Genomic DNA, 17438 nt, shown 5'->3' on the forward strand with positions numbered 1-17438 from the left:
GTTGATCGTTTCGGATGGGTGCGCGGATCCACCCGGTGATGGACCGGCCGGCGGGGGTGGGCGTTTCGTGCGACGGCTCGCCGGGCGGCCTGTACGGGGGGGCAGTGTCTCAGGCGAAGGTGGCCGTGACCGTGTGGCCGTGGTCGGGGTCTCCGGTCCAGGTGACGCGGGTGGCGAGGTCGGCGACGATGGGGAGGCCGCGGCCATTCTCGGCGAGGTCGTCGTCCTGCGGTCTTCGGTGCGGGCCGCTGTCCTCGAGCGACCCGCCCTGATCGGTGACGGAGACGGCGAGGCCGTCGTCCCAGCGGCGCACCTCGACGACGAACGTGCCGCCGGGCCGGCCGGAGCGTGTGTGGATGAGGGCGTTGCCGGCGAGCTCGGCCACCGCCTGGACCGCGTCGTCGGAGCGGCAGCAGTCGTCGAGGAGGAAGGCCACGAACCGGCGGACGAGCCGAGCCTGGTCCGGGCGGCCGGGGAACGTACGACGCCAGCACATCATGGCGGTGGTGGCGGTCGACGTCGTCTCGTGGAGCGTGGCGGTCACGGTGGTGCGCCCTCCCGTCGGATGGGGTGAGTGCCGAGGGCCAGAGGAGATGGCCGATCTCCCAGTGGTCCCGGGAGCACGACACGGACCCGAGGGGCGGGTCGGGGGCCGGCTCTGCCGGAGCGGTGGTGACTCAAGCGGCCGGTGACGTAGCGGCGCGCCTGCGATTCCCAGCCGTACCCAACTCGAGCGACCCCCTCGATCACATGGCGTGTTCGGGTTCTTACGCATAGTGCTCCGCGCTGCTCATCCGCGCAAGCGGTTCGCTGAGAATTCTCACAATGTACCGTTCGGTAACAATCTGAAACCGATTGCTCGCTCAGAGTGACGTCGCCACACTGGGCTCGTGCCGGATCCCTCACCGACCATCCGCGAACGCCGAATCGCGATCGAGGTGCGTCGGCTTCGCGAACAGACAGGATTCACCCTGGAGCAGGCGGCCGAGCGGCTGGGGTGGAGCCGCGCCACGCTCGGCCGCATGGAGACCGCCGTCCGCCGGATCAAGCCAGTTGAACTCCAACGGCTCTTCAACATCTACAAGGTGGACGGCCGGCGCCGCGCCGACCTCGTGGAGCTGGCCCGCGGAGCACGAGAACGCGGCTGGTGGCATCGCTACACCGACACGCTGCCCGCCGCGTATGCCACCTACATCGCCCTGGAGACCGAGGCCCGGTCGCTCAGGTGTTACGACGCGCTGGTCGTCCACGGCCTGTTGCAGACAGAGGACTACGCACGGGAGGTGATCCGAGCCGGACTCATGCAGCTCGCCTCCGACTCGGAGGTCGAGCGGCGGGTCGAGGTGCGCCTCAATCGTCAGGCGCTGGTCACCGAGCGCGACCCTCCGCTTGAGCTCTGGTGTGTGATCGACGAGAACACCCTGCGCCGCATGATCGGCGGTACGGACGTCATGCGGGCGCAGTACACCCATCTCGCCGAACTGGCCGAGCGTTCCAACGTCACCCTTCAGGTACTCCCGCACGACATGGGTGCGCATCCGGGCGTGGAGGGCACCTTTTCAATCCTGGAGTTCCCGGAGCGCTACATGCCGGACGTCGGCTACATAGAGGCGCTCAACGCCGCCCTCTACGTAGAAGATGATGCGCACGTCCATGCCTATTCACTCGTCTTCAACCATCTCGTCGCCGATGCGCTGGGTATCGGTGAGTCAGCCGCGTTCCTCCGCCGACTGGCGGCAGGAGAGACGTAAGGAAGGTTACGATGACCGGTAAGTCCATCCCCCCCTGGCGCAAGTCCATTCGGAGCAACGCCTCGAGTGGCTGCGTTGAAGTCACCTGGATCGATGGAGCGTTCCCGGCCGGTTTGGAGGCGGCTGCCCGACCGTCCGACTGACGTGTTCGAAGAGGCGGAGCCGACGCGCCGTCACGGCGTGCGGCGTCGGTTCCGCCTCACCCCCTTCGATACGAGCCGGTTGAGAACTTCCGCTTACGCAAGAGATCGCGTGCGAGCAGACATGCTGCGGCAGCGGTCGATGCAACAGCGATCACTCCCGCTGCCTCGCGGGTTTCCAGCCCGGGCCTCCCTCTGCGCTTACGTGCCACAACCTGACTGCTGAGTTCCGACTTGAGCGCCAGGGTGAGGGCTTGATCCAGCACTTCGCGGAACCTGTTCAGCCGGGATCCGACCGACGTGGCCGTCCATTGCTCCCTGTGGTCCAACCAGTACTTCCGGCCCGTGTCGGTGTGGAAGAGATTCTCTGCGGCCATTGACCTCAGGCCATCGTCTGTCACGTCCTTCAGTTCCCACTGCATATACCAGAACGACACCATGAGATTCAGAAACTGAGTGCGGCGATTCTCGTCATGCGAAAATCTTTGGGCCTCGGGCCCCCAGCATTCCATGAAACTCGGATCGCTCATGGCCATCTCCGCCAGCCTCATGTGAATGTTTCGATGAACTTGTCTTCTATTCGCCAAGCTCTCTTTTGCTTGGAGGGCGAGCGATATCGAGATGGCGACGAGTGCCAAGGCGCTGAGGATCGCCGATATCGCGCCGTATGCCTGGCCGACGTTGCCCAGCTCAGTCCAGTCGACATGGCCTCTGGCGGCGATGAACTCGAGTGCTAGCGGTGACAGCGTGATCAGCGCGAGGATCGCCACTCCAGAGCAGACGAGCGCGGCCGGTCGTGATCCGCGACGTATTGTGCCGGTAATGTCACTGATCCGCGGCGAGCGCTGTTTGGGCGGGAGGGCGTCCATGGTCACCTCACACTCAGACGAATCTCTCGCCATCTACGACGCATGCGAGCAATGAACCGTGCCCGGCTCGCACCATCTCCGATCTGAGCCGGCCGACCTGTCTCGGCGGCACGGCGGCCATTGGCCGCCCGCGTCGCCGGGGATTCGTTGGGACCGGGGCGGTCGTCTTTGTGCCGGGACGTCAGGTGTGGTCTTTGCGGACGGCGTCGAGGGCGAGGAGGGCGACGTGGAGGGAGGCGCAGGATTCGACGTCCTCCAGGTCCACGGCGAGTACGCGCTCGATGCGGCGGAGTCGCTCGTACAGCGCTGGGCGGGACAGGTGGGCGCGTTGGGCGGTGAGGACCTTGTTGCGGCCGCTCCCCAGGTAGAGGTCGAGGACGTGGACGAGGTCGCTGCCGCGCTGCGCGTCGTACGTCAGCAGTGGTCCCAGCTCGCGCTCGGTGAACGTCTGCAGGCGCGCGTCGTCGCGGAGCAGGTGCAGCAGGCCCCGTAGCCGTAGGTCGGGCAGGCGGTAGAACAGCCGGCCGTCGGTGCGTTCGGCGGCGACGTCGGCGACCTGTTCGGCCTCCAGGAACGATCGGCGGACGTCGCGTACGGACTCCACGGTCGAGCCTACGGCCATGACGAACGCCTCCGCGCCGCCGCGCGGGCGTACGGTCCGGCCTCCCGGGTCCGTCGTACGGCCGCCTGTGGCCGTCCCGCAGTGGTGGGCGCGGAGGCGGCGCGCCACCTCGCACAGGACGTCGTCCTCGACGGCGCGGGAGGGGAGTGAGGCGAGCACGCCGACCCGGGCCTGCGGGGAGCTCTCGTCGAGGGTGCCGACGAGCGCGGGCAGGTTGGCCTCCCGGCAGGCGGCGGCGGTCGCCTCGGCCAGGTCGGCGATCGAGTCGGTGGAGGTCGCGTCGTCGTCCTTCAGGCCGAGTGCCGGGGGAGGGCTGGGCCGGGCGGATGCCCGGGGGAGGACCACGATGCCGAGCAGGCGGCGTCCGGTGAGCGGTACGCCGAGTGCGCGGGCGCGGGCGGCGGCCTCCTGCGGGTCGGCGTACGCGTGGGCGAGGATGCCGTTGATGATCGAGCCGTGGGCCTGGCGTTCGAGGCTCTCGGCGTGCCGGTCGAGCAGCCGGCCGAGGGCGAGGGTGGTCGCCGCGCGTTCGACGAGGACGACGTCGCGGGGCGACGGGGGATCCATCGAGGTGATGATGAGCCGTCCCCAGTCCTCGCCGCGCGCGCCGACGACCGTGATCAGCCAGCGCGAGGACTCGTCGTACGCGGTGCGCTCCTCGGGGCTCACGGCGCGCGAGCGGATCTCCCAGCCGGTCAGCAGCTCGGCGGGGTCGGAGCCGGCCATCTCGGCGGCGAGGACCTGGTGGGCGAGGTTCTCCAGCACGGCGGGGTGTCCCGCGAGGCCGGCCACCTGGCGGACCACCTCGGCCGGCGGGGCGCCGTCGACGGACAGCTGGGTGAACACCTCGTGCAGCTTCGCCGAGGCGCGCAGCTCGGCGAGCTGGGCGTCGATGATCTGGGCGTGCACCGCCTCGGTGACGTCGACGAAGGGCGTCTCCCGCGCCCAGGCGATCAGTGGGAGGCCGTGCTCCTCGGCCGCCGCGATGAACGCGTCGGGCAGCTCGCGCGCGTACTTGCGGCCCAGCTCGACGATGAGGCCGCTGACGCCGACGTCGGCCAGTTCGGCGACGTACGTGCGGAGGCGGGCGGGATCGTCCGGCAGCGCGATGCCGGTGGTGAGCACGAGCTCGCCGCCGCGTAGCAGGTGCGCGATGTCGGTGACCTCGGCGGAGTGCACCCAGCGGACGCGGGCGTCGAGGTGGTCCGCGCCGGCGATGATCCGGGGTTCGCCCCGCCGGACCGCGTCGAGCCGCAAGACGTCGGCCAGAGTGGGCAGCACAATTGTGATGTTACGGAACGCACGTAAGGAGGGGCCAGATGGACCGGCTGGACAGCGACGCCATCGACCGCGAGCTGGCGACGACCCCGGGTTGGGAGCGCGCCGAGGACGCGATCGTCAAGACCGTGACGTTCAAGGACTTCAAGGAGGCGATGGCGTTCGTCAACCGGGTGGCGGAGGTCGCCGAGGAGCAGAACCACCACCCGGACATCGCGATCCGGTGGAACAAGGTCACCCTGACGCAGAGCACGCACGTCGCCGGAGGCCTGACGGAGTACGACTTCCGCCTCGCCCGCCGCCTCAACGAGCTCTGATACCGCGAGCGAACGCGACGGAGCGAGCGGAGTGTCCGGCCGAGGGGCGAGGCCGGACGCGAAGCGAGTGAGGGGCGTGAGCGAGCCATGGGCTCGCTCGCCCGACACATTGCCAGATGCGGCGTATGGACATTGACAGTCTGTCGGGTGGCGCTTTGGGGCGTTCAGCGGGAAGACTCGTGTTATGTCGGACTTGCTTGCACGTCATCGCGCGGTCATGCCGAACTGGATGGCCCTCTACTACGACGAGCCCATCGAGATCGTCAGCGGGAAGGGCAACCGCGTCACCGACGCGGACGGCCGGTCGTACCTCGACTTCTTCGCCGGGATCGTCACCAACACGCTCGGTTACGACCTCGCCGAGGTGCGCGAGGCCGTCGAGCGCCAGCTCCGTACCGGGGTCGTGCACACCTCGACGCTCTATCTGATGCGCGGCCAGGTCGAGCTCGCCGAGAAGATCGCCCGCCTCTCCGGCATCGACGACGCCAAGGTGTTCTTCACCAACTCCGGGACCGAGGCGAACGAGACGGCCCTGCTGCTCGCGACGTACGCGCGCAAGAGCAACCAGGTCTTCGCCATGCGGCAGAGCTACCACGGCCGCTCCTTCGGCGCGACCGCGATCACCAGCAACCGCACCTGGAAGAACAACGGGCTGTCGCCGCTGACCGTGAACTTCCTGCACGGCGGTGACCGGCATCTGCCGCAGTTCCGCGGGCTCTCGGACGCCGACTTCATCGAGGTCTGCGTGGCGGACCTGCGGCACAACCTCGCCACCGTCACGGCCGGCGACGTGGCCGCGATCATCGCCGAGCCGATCCAGGGCGTCGGCGGCTACACCGTTCCGCCGGACGGGCTGTACGCGGCGTACCAGGAGGTCCTCGCCGAGCAGGGCATCCTGTTCATCGCCGACGAGGTGCAGACGGGCTGGGGCCGGACCGGCCAGAACTTCTGGGGCATCCAGAACCACGGCGTGACGCCCGACATGATGACCTTCGCCAAGGGGCTCGGGAACGGCTTCGCCATCGGCGGCCTCGTCGCCCGCGGCGAGCTGATGGACTCGCTGCACGCGACCGGCCTGTCGACGTTCGGCGGCAACCCGATCTCCACCGCCGCCGCCAACGCGACGCTCGACTACATCCTCGACCACGACCTGCAGGCCAACGCCGCCAAGGTCGGCGGGCAGATCATCGACGGACTGCGGGAGGCCGGCGCGCGGCTGCCGATCGTCACCGACGTGCGCGGCAAGGGCCTGATGTTCGCGATCGAGCTCACCGAGCCGGAACTCGCCGTGCGGATGCTGGAGGAGACCAAGGCCCGCGGCCTGCTCATCGGCAAGGGCGGCCTGTACGGCAACACGCTGCGGATGGCCCCGCCGCTCACGCTCTCCGAGGATGAGGGCAGGGAGGGCCTCGGCATCCTCATCGACGCCCTGGAGGCGATCTCGTCATGAAGCAGATCACGCACTGGATCGGCGGCAAGCCCTGGACCGGGACCGCCGAGCGTCAAGGCGACGTGTACGACCCGGCGACCGGGCAGGTCGCCGGGCGGGTGGACTTCGCCTCGGCCGACGAGGTGAACGCCGCCGTGGCGGCGGCGCGCGAGGCGTTCCCCGCCTGGCGGGACGCATCCATCACCAAGCGCGCGAACGTGCTGTTCGCGTTCCGCGAGCTGATCAACCGGCACCGCGACGAAGTCGCCGCCGTGATCACGTCCGAGCACGGCAAGGTACGGGCCGACGCGGCCGGCGAGGTCGCCCGCGGCCTGGAGGTGGTGGAGTTCGCCTGCGGGATCCCGCACCTGCTCAAGGGCGGCTTCTCGGAGAACGTGTCCACGCGGGTCGACTCCTACTCCATCCGCCAGCCGCTGGGCGTGGTGGCCGGGATCACGCCGTTCAACTTCCCGGCCATGGTGCCGATGTGGATGTTCCCCCTGGCCATCGCCTGCGGGAACACCTTCGTGCTCAAGCCCTCGGAGAAGGACCCGTCGGCCTCCGTCCTCATCGCCGAGCTGTGGAAGGAGGCGGGGCTCCCCGAAGGCGTCTTCAACGTCGTGCACGGGGACAAGGCGGCCGTCGACGGGCTGCTCACGCACCCGGACGTGAGCGCGGTGAGCTTCGTCGGCTCCACGCCGATCGCGCGCTACGTGTACGAGACCGGCACCGCGCACGGCAAACGGGTGCAGGCCCTCGGCGGCGCGAAGAACCACATGCTCGTGCTGCCCGACGCCGACCTCGACCTGGCCGCCGACGCGGCCGTCTCCGCCGGGTTCGGCTCGGCGGGGGAGCGCTGCATGGCGATCTCCGCGGTCGTCGCGGTCGACCCGGTCGGCGACGAGCTGATCGCCAAGATCAAGGAGCGGGTCGCGAAGCTGACCGTCGGACCCGGCGACCGCGACGGCTCCGAGATGGGCCCGCTGGTCACCGGGGCCCACCGGGACAAGGTCACGTCCTACCTCGACGGCGGCGTCGCCCAGGGCGCCACGCTGGCCGTGGACGGGCGTGAGCACGCCCTGCCGGACGGTGAAGGCTTCTGGCTCGGTCCGACGGTCCTGGACCACGTGACGCCGGAGATGGCCTGCTACCAGGACGAGATCTTCGGTCCCGTCCTGTCGGTCGTACGGACGTCGTCGTACGAGGCCGGCATGGAGCTGATCGCCGCCAACCCGTACGGCAACGGCACCGCCGTCTTCACCAACGACGGGGGCGCCGCCCGGCGGTTCACCAACGAGGTCGAGGTCGGGATGGTCGGCGTGAACGTTCCGATCCCGGTGCCGATGGCCTACTACTCCTTCGGCGGCTGGAAGGCCTCGCTGTTCGGCGACACCCACGTGCACGGCACCGAGGGCGTGCACTTCTACACGCGCGGGAAGGTCGTCACCTCCCGGTGGCTCGACCCGTCCCACGGCGGCGTCAACCTGGGGTTCCCCACGAACGCCTGACCGGCGTCGGTGTGATCGCACCCGCGCAAGCGGGTGCGATCACGCGGTCGGGCCGGCGGGTGCGATCACGCGGCGGGGTGGCGGTGTGATCACGCGGCGGGGTGGCGGGTGCGGTCAGGTGTCCGGGCCGAGCGGCGCTCCGCCCGGACGGGGGAGCGGGACGCTGCACGCCGGCCCGGGCGACGAACGGTCGGCTTGGTGCGTTCCAAGCCGCTCGTCCCGCGTGCCGTCATTCGGCATTAAAGAGCCTGATGCCCGTTTCATTGCGTAGGTCGCTGAATTTCGATATCGGCGGCCTGTTTTCAATTCACGCTCAGAGGTATTTCCGGACAGCGTTAAATCAGATGGTTGTCACCTGAAGGTCAAAGCGGGGTGGCGGAGGGTGGTCTCGGGCGGCGGGCTGGTCCACGATGGAGCGAGGGGCCCGTCCACAGGGGGTTGAGCGAGATCATCTTCGCGTGTCCGCCGCGAGCATCCGGTCATCTTGAAAATCTCTCAGCTTCCGCGAGTATTGGTTTGCCCTGACCTGGCAGCTTGACAGCCAAAACTACAAATACTAGCCGGAGCCCTTGACCTGCTCTGTGGCATACGACACACTGCGTTTGTCGATAGCTGTTGGCGCAAACTTCAGAAGTTCCCCGGTTACCAGGGAGCACCCCATGTCTGCCGACGACTCGCCCGACCAGACGCCGTTCTCACTGCTCGCCGTGTTGGCGGCGCGCTATCCGGAGTGGACGATCTGGTTCGGCGAGGCCACCGGCCACTGGTGGGCACTCCCTCCCAACGACCGGGGGTCCGGCGAGTTCATCGAGGCTCAGACCGTGAAGGAGCTGGTCGAGGCCATCGAGGCGCTCAAAGCACGTCCCCGAATCCCCTATCAGACCGGCGGCCCAACACCGGGTGCCGCACCAGGCAGGCTTCCCGCCGCCTCCCGACCCGGTGGGTCGTTCCGATGACCCGCCGCCGTACGCGACCCGAGACGGCCGCACCCAAGCCGCGGTCTCAGGCGAGCATTTGTCGGTCACGCCGCCTCCCCCTCCAACACCTCCGTGACAGGCGTGACCGCAGAGGGGCGCTCTCCTGAGGCCGCAGGAGTCCGGGCAACCGTGTAGCCCCCGGCACGGTTGCCCGGACCTCCACTTCTCCTGATCGTGGGTCCGGTCCGCACTCGCCCGCACATGTCGTTACGCTCGCGAGAGAGACGTGTTCGATGAGACGGGAGCGGGATGAGGGGTTCACGACGGCGCACGGCAGCCGTGTCGGCCGTGCTGGCCGCCGTGCTCGGCCTGGCCGGCTGCAGCGGTGGCGGTGGAAGCGAGGGCGGCGGCCACCCCGTGCGAGAGGTCCGGGCGGCCGACACCATGGGACCGGGTGAGGGTTCGGTCTCCCTGCTGACTTGGAGCGGCTACGCCGAGGACGGTTCCAACGACCCCCGGGTCGACTGGGTCACGCCGTTCCAGAAGAAGACCCGGTGCCGGGTGGACGTCAAATACGCGGCCAACGCGCAGGAGATGCTCCAGCTGATGTCGAAGCCGAATCTCCGCTACGACGGCGTCGCCGCGCCACCGGAGATCGCCGGGCAGCTCGTGGCGGACCGCCAGGTCGTGCCGGTCAACCCCGACCTGATCGACGGCTACAAGGACCTCGAACCGGCCCTTCGCGCGCAGCTCACCAAGGACCGTAAGTCCTACGGGGTGCCCTTCACCTGGGGGGCGAACCTCCTGATGTACGACCAGAAGGTCGTGCGCTCGGCCCCGGACAGCTGGGGCGCGCTGTTCGATCCGGCGGAGGCCAAGAAGTACGCCGGCCGGCTCGTGGTCCGCGACAGCCCGCTGACGTTCGGCGACGTCGCCCTCTACCTCAAGGCGCACGATCCGAAGCTGCACATCAAGAACCCGTTCGCGCTGACCGGCAAGCAGCTCGCCGCGGCGCAGTCGGTCATCGCCAAGCAGCACCCGTACGTCAGCACGTACTGGCTCAATCCGTCCGACGCCATCGCGCCGTTCGCCGACGGTCAGGCCGCCCTGGGCCAGGTCTGGCCCTACCAGGTGGACGTGCTCAGCCGGAGCGGCCGATCCGTCGCCGGGGTGACCCCGCGTGAGGGCGTCACCGGCTGGATGGACGCCTGGATGATCGGGGCCCGTGGGAGCCATCCCAACTGCATGTACCAGTGGCTCAACTGGGTGAGTTCTCCGGAGGTCCAGCAGCAGGTGGCGGAGTGGGACGGCGTCGCCCCGGCGAATCCGGAGGCCTGCGGGCGCGACCGGCTGCGCGCCCAGTTCTGCACCGCCTACCACGTCGGCGACCGGTCGTACCTCAACAAGATCATCTTTGCCCGTACGCCCGCGAAGGACTGCGGCGGACCGGGTGAGGACTGCGCCGACTACGCCGCCTGGACCCGCGCCTGGCAGACCGCCCGCCACTAGGGCCTGTCTCGAAGTCGCCGTCTGGGCGCCGCGCAGTAGGACAGCGGGGCTTCGAGACAGGCCCGAGGGCATGTCCGGTGGATCTCCGTCCGCTGGACAGCACACCTAGCCGCGTCCGGATCGGATGACCGAAAAGAGGAGACGCGCGCTCGGCCGCCCCCGCCGAGCGCGCGTCTCTCATCGGGCGTCCTGGGCTCCCCCCGGACCCAGGACGCTCCTTTTCCGGTTAGGCTCTGATCTTCGCGCGCCGGCCTCGGGTCTGCTGGACCGGAATGCGCAGCGCGGGGGCGCAGTCATCGCAGGCGAACACGCGAGAGTCGTCCGGCAGCCGGCCGACGTGTACACGGGGTCGGGGCCACCTCTTGTGGCAGATCACGCACGCCTCACCCCAGCATTGCTCGATGGTGAGGCCCCTCGGATCGAATGTCGGTGTGGAACGGGCCATGACGTCCCCCCCAAACTTCTCGGCTCCGTTCGGCCTCCATTTCTACCGGTGGGCTGGTGAGGCATCAGTGTGGGAAACCACAAGGCAGGGCAAAACCCTGGAGAATTGCCGGTCGCATACGATTCTCCGGGATTAGCGCTCAGTTTTGGTCAGGCACCCAACTGCCATGAAAGCCAACCGGAACTCGGGTCGGCAGGTGTACTCGGGCGACCGGCTCGCCGGTGAAATCCTGCGCGGCGAGGATGACGAGGTCGGTGGCTCCTCGCTCGGGATCGAACGCCAGGGCCATGACATAGCCGTCGTCCTCGGCGGCGTCGGGCGAGCGCGGGGCGAAGACCGCCTCCCCGACGGCGGCGCCCGCCGCGAACTCCCGGACCTCGGCGACGCCCGTCACGTAGTCGTGCTTGAGCAGCGCCTCGCCGGCCTTCGTGCGGAGCAGCTCCGCCGCGCTCACCGTGTAGCCGTAGCGGTGCGGCTCGGAGACGAGACGCTCGTCGACGCGGGGGAACTCCTGCGGCCGGTCGTCGACGCGCTGGGACGAGAGCTTCCCGGCCGCGGGGTCGATCGTCCAGCGGTCCAGGGCGGGCGCCGGGATCTCCTCCAGCCGGCCGCCTACCAGCATCTCCGGATACCGCGCCACGTCGACGACGAGCCGGTCCCCGTCCTCGTACGCGTTGAGGGTGTGGAACACGAAGCAGGGATCGATGTCGATCCAGCGTACGGAGGAACCGTCGCCGTCCCGGGGCATGATCCCCACGCGCGCCGGATGCGCGGGGTTCCAGGCATAGGGCAGCCGAGCGCCGCCGGCCGCGAGCTCCATGCTGAAGGTCACCGGCAGGTCGTACAGGATCACGTGGCGTTCGGTGAGCGCGAAGTCGTGGATCATCGGGCCGTCCTGCACCGGTACGTTCACCGTACGGGTGACGGCGCCCCAGGCGTCCACGACGAGGTACTGGATGTACTCCCAGCCGAAGTGGTACGCGACGGCGTGCAGCTCGCCGGTGCGCGGGTCGTGCTTCGTGTGCGCGGTGTAGGCCCCCGGCAGCGTGCCGCCGAAGTCGAACGGGCCGACCGTGTCCAGCTCATAGGACAGCTCGTACGGGCGCGGGCCCGCCTCGACCAGTGCGAGCGTGCGGCCCGCGTGGCCGAGGACGTGCGTGTTGGGCGCGAAGTCGAAGTCCGCGCCGTCGGGGTCGCCCGGCCATTCCTCGCCGAGCCGGCTTGCGACGTCCCGCGACCGGACCCACCGGTTGCGGTACCACTCGGCGCGGCCGTCGCGCAGCCGGACGCCGTGCACCATGCCCTCACCGACGAAGAGGTGGTAGGCCTCCGGATCCTCCAGCCCGAGCGGGTTGGGGCCGTTGCGCAGGTAGCGGCCGTTCAGTTCGACGGGAATTCGTCCGGTGACGGGCAGGTCGAAGGCGGTCACCTCGTCGGTGGCCGGCGCGAACGCACCGGTCAGGAATCGAGTGGTCATCGGTCCTCCTCCTCTGTCGGCGCGAAGCCGAATCCGATGGCGGTGATGGCCGCCGTGAACACGGCGTCCGGATCGGACAGGTGGCCGGCGAGCTCCAGGCTCACGACGCCGTGGGCCACCGACCAGAGCGACTCGGCGATCACCTTCGGATCGCCCGAGGGGATGCGGCCCTGCTCCAGGCAGGCGGTGACGGCGCGCTCGAGGTGGCCGAAGGTCTCCTGGGCGACGGCCATCGCCTCGGGACTCGGCTCCCATCCGGAGATCGGCCGGCCGAACATGAGGTCGTAGTAGTTGCGTGCGGCGAGCGCGGTGGCGCGGTACGCGTGGCCGAGCGCGTACAGGCGGTAGAGCGGGTCTTCCTCCCGGACGGCCTCGAAGCGCCGGCTGAAGCGGGAGAACCCCTCGACGTACAGCGCCTCGACCAGCCCGTCCTTCCCGCCGAAGAGGGTGTACAGGACCGTCGTCGAGCAGCCCGCGGCCGACGCGATGCGCCGCATGGACAGCGCCTCGGGCCCCTCGGTCGCCAGGAGTTCGCCCGCGATGTCGAGCAGGGCCGTACGCAGGGCGGACTGTCCGTGTCCCTGGGCCCGCGCATACGGGGTTGCGGCCATCGACGATCCCTTCAAAAACAGCGTTACTGGCCGATAACACTGTTACTACGCTCTGTCGGGTCGGCGTGTCAAGTCCCCGGCCGGCTGACAGCGGAGCACGCGTTGTGCCATCCTGCGGACGGTGCGCAAGTACGTGGTCATGGGAGTACCGGGAAGCGGCAAGAGCACCCAGGGCGCCATGCTGGCGCGCGAGTACGACCTCGTGCAGATCAGCGTCGGCGACGTCTTCCGATGGCATGTGAAGAACCACACCAAGATCGGCGCTCAGGTGCGCCGGATCATGGCGGCCGGGGAGCTGGTCGGTGACGACCTCGTCGAGCGGATCGTCCGCGACCGCCTCGACCAGCACGACTGGAACTACGGCTTCATCATCGACGGGTTCCCGCGCAACCGCCGCCAGGCCGAGTTCTTCCTGGAGAGCTACGACATCGACGGCGTGATCTACCTCGACCTGCCGGACTCCGAGGTCCGCCGCCGGGTCCTCGCCCGCCGGCTCTGCTCCGTGTGCGGCATGGACTACAACCTCATCGAGGACCGGCCGAAACGGGCCGGTCGCTGCGACGTCTGCGGCGGCGAGCTGGTCACCCGGGAGGACGACACTCCCGACGCGCTCGCGGCCCGCCTGCGCGACTACCACGAGAAGACCAACCCGGTGCTGGAGCTGTTCCGGCGCAAGGAGTTCGTCTTCGGGGTCGACGCGCAGCACGACCCGGAGACGGTACAGCGGGACATCCGCGAGCGCCTGGGCCTCGACGGGCACCATCCCGTCCGGCCTCTCGAAGAGGACGACTCCGCGCGTCCCGATTGACGCGGGCGGCGCCCGGATGTTCGGCTGAGGGCATGACCGCCGCCGAGGACCTCGTCCGCCGCGCCCGTGTGGAGAACCCGCCGGGAGGCAATCGCTTCCTCGACCTGCTGGAGTCCTCGGCCGTGCCACGGGAGCGGCTGACCTGGCTCGTGGGGGAGCAGTGGCACATCGTGCGCAGTGACCGCCGCAGTTTCGCGTTGTTCGCCGCCCGCTTCCCGGACCCGCCGTCAGGTGACCTCTTCCTCGCTCTGGCGGGAGGCGAGGGCACCGCGCTGGGCCTGCTGTCCGGCTTCGCCGCCGCTCTCGGGCTGACGGAGGACGACCTGCGAGCGTACGAGCCGCGTCCGCTCGCGCAGGCCTATCCGGCGTACCTCGCGTGGAGCACCGTGTCGGGCACCCGCAGCGGCCTCGCGCTCGCGATGCTGGCCAACCTCGAGGAGTGGGGGAAGTACTGCGGCCGGACGGCCGACGCCCTCGCCTCCCGGTACGACCTCGCCGAGGAGGGCGTGGCCTTCTTCCGCTACTTCGCCGCGCCGCCGCCCGGCTTCGCCGAGCAGGCGACGGCGGTCATCGAGCAGGGGCTGACGGCCGGCGAGGACCCGCGGGAGGCGCTGCGCGCCGCCCGCATGCTCCACGCCTACGAGTCGGCGTTCTGGGCGGCGCTCGCCGAGGGCCTGTGACCCGCCGGGGCGGGTGATTCGAGGCCGAGGGACGTGAACATGTCGGCGAGTTCGGCCTCGAACAGGGGCGCCCCGTCGTCCAGCATGAACTTCACGTGCCCGAACGCCTCCATCGCGACGAGGCCGTACAGCCGCACCCAGGCTCCGGCGTAGAGGCGGATCAGGCCGAGCGGGACACCGGCCCGGTCGAGGCCGCACGACTTGGCGAAGTGCAGGAGCTGGTCGCGCAGCGCGGGCGGGATGTCCTCGTCGGCGGGCACGGGGAACCGTTCGCGTTCCCATAGATCGGCCATCATGGTGAAGAAGACGGGGCCGAAGCCTATGGAGGAGGGGTCGGCGTCCTTCGTCGGCGGCTCGTACCCCGGGAGCGGAGCCCCGAAGATCATCGTGAACTCCGGCCGGTGGTCGAGCGCCCAGCGCCGGAAGGCCCGCGACGCCTCGGCGAGCCGGCCGATGAGATCCTCGGCCGGCGCGGTGTCCCGGGCCGCCTCGACCGTCTCGCGGATCTCGCCCTTGTAGCCCTCGATCATGGCCGCGATGAGGTCGTCCAGGCTCGCGTAGTAGCGGTAGAGGGCGGGCGCGGTCATGCCCATGTCGCGGGCGATGGCCCGCAGGGAGATGCCCGAGGGGCCGTGGGCACGCAGGTGCCGGCGCGCCGCCTCCTGGATCTCGCGCACGGTGGCCTCGCGCATGCGTTCGCGACGGGTCGTCACGCTGCTCCCTTGACATTCGTTAACGATGTGTGCTTCGGTAAACGGCGTTAACGAATAAACGGTGTTAACTCTTCTGATCGTCGATAACAGGTTACTCCAGGGGGAGCCGACCATGCTCGAATCACTCGCCCGCCTGACCCACCGCCGACGCCGGTGGGTCCTGGGCGCGGCCGCCGTCTTCGCCGTTCTCGCCGTCGTGTGGGGCACCCAGGTCTTCGGGGCGCTCAAGGGCGGCGGCTTCGAGGATCCTCATTCCGAGTCGGCGCGGGCCACCGCGCTCATCAACGAACGGATCGGCCCGCCCGCCGGAGACCTGGTCGTGCTCTACGAGAGCGCGTCGCGCACCGTCGACGACCCGGCCTTCCGCGACGCCGTCACCCGCACCCTCGACCGGCTGCCCCGCGACCAGGTTCGGGGCGTCACGACGTTCTGGAACACCGGCTCGCCGGCGCTGGTCTCCCGCGACCGGCACGCGACCTACGTCGCCGTACGGCTCGCCGGGGCCGACGTCCCCGCACGCGTCACGACCTACGAGAAGGTCCGCGACCGGTTCGCCGCGCCCGGCCTCACGACCCTGCGCGGCGGCACCGTCGCCGTCAACAGCCAACTCCACGACCAGACCTCGAAGGACCTGGCGCGGGCCGAGATGATCTCGATGCCCATCCTGCTGGTCCTGCTCGTCGTCATCTTCGGGAGCGTGGTGTCCGCACTGCTCCCGCTCACGATCGGCGGCGTCGCCATCCTCGGCGCGTTCACCGTCCTGCGTCTGATCACCATGACGACCGACGTGTCGACGTTCGCGATCAACATCATCACCATGCTGGGGCTCGGGCTGGCCATCGACTACTCGCTCTTCGTCGTGACGCGCTTCCGCGAGGAGCTCGGCCGTACGGACTCCGAACGGGAGGCACTGACCCGCACGATGACGACCGCCGGCCGCACCGTCGCCTTCTCCGGCGTCACGGTCGCCATCGCGTTCGGCGGCCTGCTGCTCTTCCCGCAGATGTTCCTGCGATCCATGGGCCTCGGCGGCATCGCGGTCGTCCTCGTCGACATGGTGGCCGCCCTCACCGTCCTGCCGGCCCTGCTCGCGGTCCTCGGGCGGCGGGTCGACGCGCTCCGCGTCCTGCCCCGGCGACGGGCGGGCGGCGCGGAGCACGGGCCGTGGTACCGGCTCGCGCACAGCGTCATGCGCCGGCCCGTGGCGTACGCGGTCGGCGCGACGATCGTCCTGCTCGCCCTCGGAGCGCCCTTCCTCGGCATCCGCTTCGGCAGCATCGACGTCCGCGCGCTGCCGAGCAGCTCGGAAGCGCGTACGGTCGCGACGACCCTCGACCGCGACTTCGCCCACGGCGCGCTCTCCCCGATCGACGTCGTGGTCACCGGTCCCGTGTCCCGTCCGCAGCTCGACGCCTACGTGAACCGGCTGCGCGGCGTCCCCGGAGTCACGGCGGCGACGCTCGCCGACACCGGACGGGACGCGACGCACATCGCCGTACGCTTCGGTGCCGACCCCCAATCCGGTGACGCCCGCGACCTGGTCCGGCGGATCCGCTCCCTGCCCGCACCCGGCGCCGCGTACGTGGGCGGGGAGACCGCTCAGCTGGTGGACCTGCTGAGCAGCCTGGGGCGCGTCCTGCCCTGGGCCGCGCTGTTCGTCGGGGCGGTGACGTTCGCGCTGCTGTTCGCGGCGCTCGGATCGGTTGTGCTGCCGCTCAAGGCCCTCCTCATGAACGTGCTGTCGCTGAGCGCCGCCTTCGGCGTGATGGTCTGGGGGTTCCAGGACGGCCACCTCGCGGGCGTGCTCGGCTTCACCTCCACCGGTACGGTCGAGGCGTCACAGCCGGTGCTCATCTTGGCCGTGGCGTTCGGGCTGTCGATGGACTACGAGCTCTTCCTGCTCAGCCGGGTCCGGGAGGAATGGCAGCGGACACGGGACAACACCGCCGCCGTGGCCTCGGGGCTGCAGAGCACCGGCCGGATCATCACCAACGCCGCCCTCCTGCTGGCCGTCGTGATCGCCGCGTTCACGACGTCGGACATCTCCTTCATCAAGCTGATCGGCGTGGGCCTGCTCGTCGCCGTGGTCGTCGACGCCACGCTCGTACGAGCGCTGCTCGTGCCGGCGACGATGCGGTTGCTGGGCCGGGCCAACTGGTGGCTGCCCGCCCCGCTGCAGCGCCTGCACGCCCGCGTCGCCCTCCGCGAGTCCGCCTGAGACGAGCGATGGGACCCGTGTTCGGAGTTCGGGCAACGGGAACCGCACTCGCAGGACCGGCAGATACGGGCTGACGGGTCTGGCCGGTGTGATGACGGATCCGGCCGGTGTGGGTTCCCCGTTCCGACGGGGCGACCACACCGGCC

16 protein-coding genes are annotated in these 17438 nt (G+C 69.7%); 10 read left to right on the plus strand and 6 right to left on the minus strand.

All coding sequences use genetic code 11. The annotated features are described in order from the left end of the window. Positions 1–109: 109 nt before the first annotated feature. Positions 110–544, minus strand: a complete 435-nt coding sequence (locus ACQP2O_RS12090) for an ATP-binding protein (protein ID WP_433182961.1) — start codon at positions 542–544, stop codon at positions 110–112. Positions 545–890: 346 nt separating this feature from the next. Between ACQP2O_RS12090 and ACQP2O_RS12095 the strand changes: the two genes are divergently transcribed. After that, complete coding sequence (locus ACQP2O_RS12095) at positions 891–1751, plus strand: helix-turn-helix domain-containing protein (RefSeq protein ID WP_433182964.1); 861 nt, start codon at positions 891–893, stop codon at positions 1749–1751. 11 nt (positions 1752–1762) lie between these two features. Next, positions 1763–1894 (plus strand): DUF397 domain-containing protein, encoded by a 132-nt coding sequence (locus ACQP2O_RS12100; protein ID WP_433182967.1) that lies wholly within the window; start codon positions 1763–1765, stop codon positions 1892–1894. Positions 1895–1950: 56 nt separating this feature from the next. Here the strand turns inward: ACQP2O_RS12100 and ACQP2O_RS12105 are convergent, their stop codons facing one another. Together ACQP2O_RS12105 and ACQP2O_RS12110 are read right to left on the minus strand one after the other, a co-directional pair. Next, the gene (locus ACQP2O_RS12105; protein WP_433182969.1) at positions 1951–2760 is read right to left on the minus strand and encodes a DUF6082 family protein; all 810 of its coding nucleotides are present in this window, start codon (positions 2758–2760) and stop codon (positions 1951–1953) included. Between the two features lie 181 nt (positions 2761–2941). Further along, positions 2942–4663 carry a PucR family transcriptional regulator gene (locus ACQP2O_RS12110; RefSeq protein WP_433182971.1) on the minus strand — a complete coding sequence of 574 codons (1722 nt, stop codon included), beginning with the start codon at positions 4661–4663 and terminating at the stop codon, positions 2942–2944. A gap of 38 nt (positions 4664–4701) precedes the next feature. Here ACQP2O_RS12110 and ACQP2O_RS12115 point away from each other — a divergent pair, with 38 nt between their 5' ends. The 5 genes from ACQP2O_RS12115 to ACQP2O_RS12135 all read left to right on the plus strand — a co-directional run bounded on the left by ACQP2O_RS12115 (position 4702) and on the right by ACQP2O_RS12135 (position 10340). Next, complete coding sequence (locus ACQP2O_RS12115) at positions 4702–4977, plus strand: 4a-hydroxytetrahydrobiopterin dehydratase (protein WP_433182973.1); 276 nt, start codon at positions 4702–4704, stop codon at positions 4975–4977. A 184-nt stretch (positions 4978–5161) separates the two neighbouring features. Further along, positions 5162–6427: an aspartate aminotransferase family protein gene (locus ACQP2O_RS12120; protein ID WP_433182976.1), complete on the plus strand. Its 1266-nt coding sequence runs from the start codon at positions 5162–5164 to the stop codon at positions 6425–6427. Then, positions 6424–7914, plus strand: coding sequence for a CoA-acylating methylmalonate-semialdehyde dehydrogenase (locus ACQP2O_RS12125; protein WP_433182978.1), 1491 nt, complete (start codon positions 6424–6426; stop codon positions 7912–7914). Before ACQP2O_RS12120 ends, ACQP2O_RS12125 begins: the two co-directional genes overlap by 4 nt. Before the next feature lie 659 nt (positions 7915–8573). After that, entirely contained in the window at positions 8574–8870 is a 297-nt protein-coding gene (locus tag ACQP2O_RS12130; RefSeq protein WP_433182981.1) for a hypothetical protein, read from the plus strand. A 270-nt stretch (positions 8871–9140) separates the two neighbouring features. Then, complete coding sequence (locus ACQP2O_RS12135; protein WP_433182984.1) at positions 9141–10340, plus strand: extracellular solute-binding protein; 1200 nt, start codon at positions 9141–9143, stop codon at positions 10338–10340. Between the two features lie 584 nt (positions 10341–10924). Here ACQP2O_RS12135 and ACQP2O_RS12140 read toward each other — a convergent pair. After that, positions 10925–12262 carry a carotenoid oxygenase family protein gene (locus ACQP2O_RS12140; protein ID WP_433182987.1) on the minus strand — a complete coding sequence of 446 codons (1338 nt, stop codon included), beginning with the start codon at positions 12260–12262 and terminating at the stop codon, positions 10925–10927. Beyond that, positions 12259–12873 carry a TetR/AcrR family transcriptional regulator gene (locus ACQP2O_RS12145; RefSeq protein WP_433182990.1) on the minus strand — a complete coding sequence of 205 codons (615 nt, stop codon included), beginning with the start codon at positions 12871–12873 and terminating at the stop codon, positions 12259–12261. The genes ACQP2O_RS12140 and ACQP2O_RS12145 overlap by 4 nt, the downstream gene beginning before the upstream one ends. Positions 12874–12994: 121 nt before the next feature. On the opposite strand from ACQP2O_RS12145, the gene ACQP2O_RS12150 reads away from it, so the two are divergent. Next, entirely contained in the window at positions 12995–13681 is a 687-nt protein-coding gene (locus ACQP2O_RS12150; protein WP_433182992.1) for an adenylate kinase family protein, read from the plus strand. 32 nt (positions 13682–13713) lie between these two features. Further along, complete coding sequence (locus ACQP2O_RS12155; RefSeq protein WP_433182995.1) at positions 13714–14361, plus strand: hypothetical protein; 648 nt, start codon at positions 13714–13716, stop codon at positions 14359–14361. On the opposite strand, the gene ACQP2O_RS12160 is transcribed toward ACQP2O_RS12155, so the two are convergent. Next, positions 14319–15074: a TetR/AcrR family transcriptional regulator gene (locus ACQP2O_RS12160; protein ID WP_433182998.1), complete on the minus strand. Its 756-nt coding sequence runs from the start codon at positions 15072–15074 to the stop codon at positions 14319–14321. The genes ACQP2O_RS12155 and ACQP2O_RS12160 overlap by 43 nt on opposite strands. A 112-nt stretch (positions 15075–15186) precedes the next feature. Here ACQP2O_RS12160 and ACQP2O_RS12165 point away from each other — a divergent pair, with 112 nt between their 5' ends. After that, positions 15187–17292 (plus strand): MMPL family transporter, encoded by a 2106-nt coding sequence (locus ACQP2O_RS12165; RefSeq protein WP_433183001.1) that lies wholly within the window; start codon positions 15187–15189, stop codon positions 17290–17292. Positions 17293–17438: the final 146 nt, after the last annotated feature.

It is taken from the genome of Actinoallomurus sp. CA-150999 (genome assembly GCF_050942425.1).
Taxonomy (GTDB): Bacteria; Actinomycetota; Actinomycetes; order Streptosporangiales; family Streptosporangiaceae; genus Actinoallomurus.

What these genes read in the sequence shown, in the direction of transcription:
- ACQP2O_RS12100 (WP_433182967.1), top strand. Translation starts at nt 1,763, where the DNA reads ATGACCGGTAAGTCCATCCCCCCCTGGCGCAAGTCCATTCGGAGCAAC.
- ACQP2O_RS12105 (WP_433182969.1), bottom strand. Translation starts at nt 2,760, where the DNA reads ATGGACGCCCTCCCGCCCAAACAGCGCTCGCCGCGGATCAGTGACATT.
- ACQP2O_RS12115 (WP_433182973.1), top strand. Translation starts at nt 4,702, where the DNA reads ATGGACCGGCTGGACAGCGACGCCATCGACCGCGAGCTGGCGACGACC.
- ACQP2O_RS12120 (WP_433182976.1), top strand. Translation starts at nt 5,162, where the DNA reads ATGTCGGACTTGCTTGCACGTCATCGCGCGGTCATGCCGAACTGGATG.
- ACQP2O_RS12125 (WP_433182978.1), top strand. Translation starts at nt 6,424, where the DNA reads ATGAAGCAGATCACGCACTGGATCGGCGGCAAGCCCTGGACCGGGACC.
- ACQP2O_RS12130 (WP_433182981.1), top strand. Translation starts at nt 8,574, where the DNA reads ATGTCTGCCGACGACTCGCCCGACCAGACGCCGTTCTCACTGCTCGCC.
- ACQP2O_RS12135 (WP_433182984.1), top strand. Translation starts at nt 9,141, where the DNA reads ATGAGGGGTTCACGACGGCGCACGGCAGCCGTGTCGGCCGTGCTGGCC.
- ACQP2O_RS12140 (WP_433182987.1), bottom strand. Translation starts at nt 12,262, where the DNA reads ATGACCACTCGATTCCTGACCGGTGCGTTCGCGCCGGCCACCGACGAG.
- ACQP2O_RS12145 (WP_433182990.1), bottom strand. Translation starts at nt 12,873, where the DNA reads ATGGCCGCAACCCCGTATGCGCGGGCCCAGGGACACGGACAGTCCGCC.
- ACQP2O_RS12155 (WP_433182995.1), top strand. Translation starts at nt 13,714, where the DNA reads ATGACCGCCGCCGAGGACCTCGTCCGCCGCGCCCGTGTGGAGAACCCG.
- ACQP2O_RS12165 (WP_433183001.1), top strand. Translation starts at nt 15,187, where the DNA reads ATGCTCGAATCACTCGCCCGCCTGACCCACCGCCGACGCCGGTGGGTC.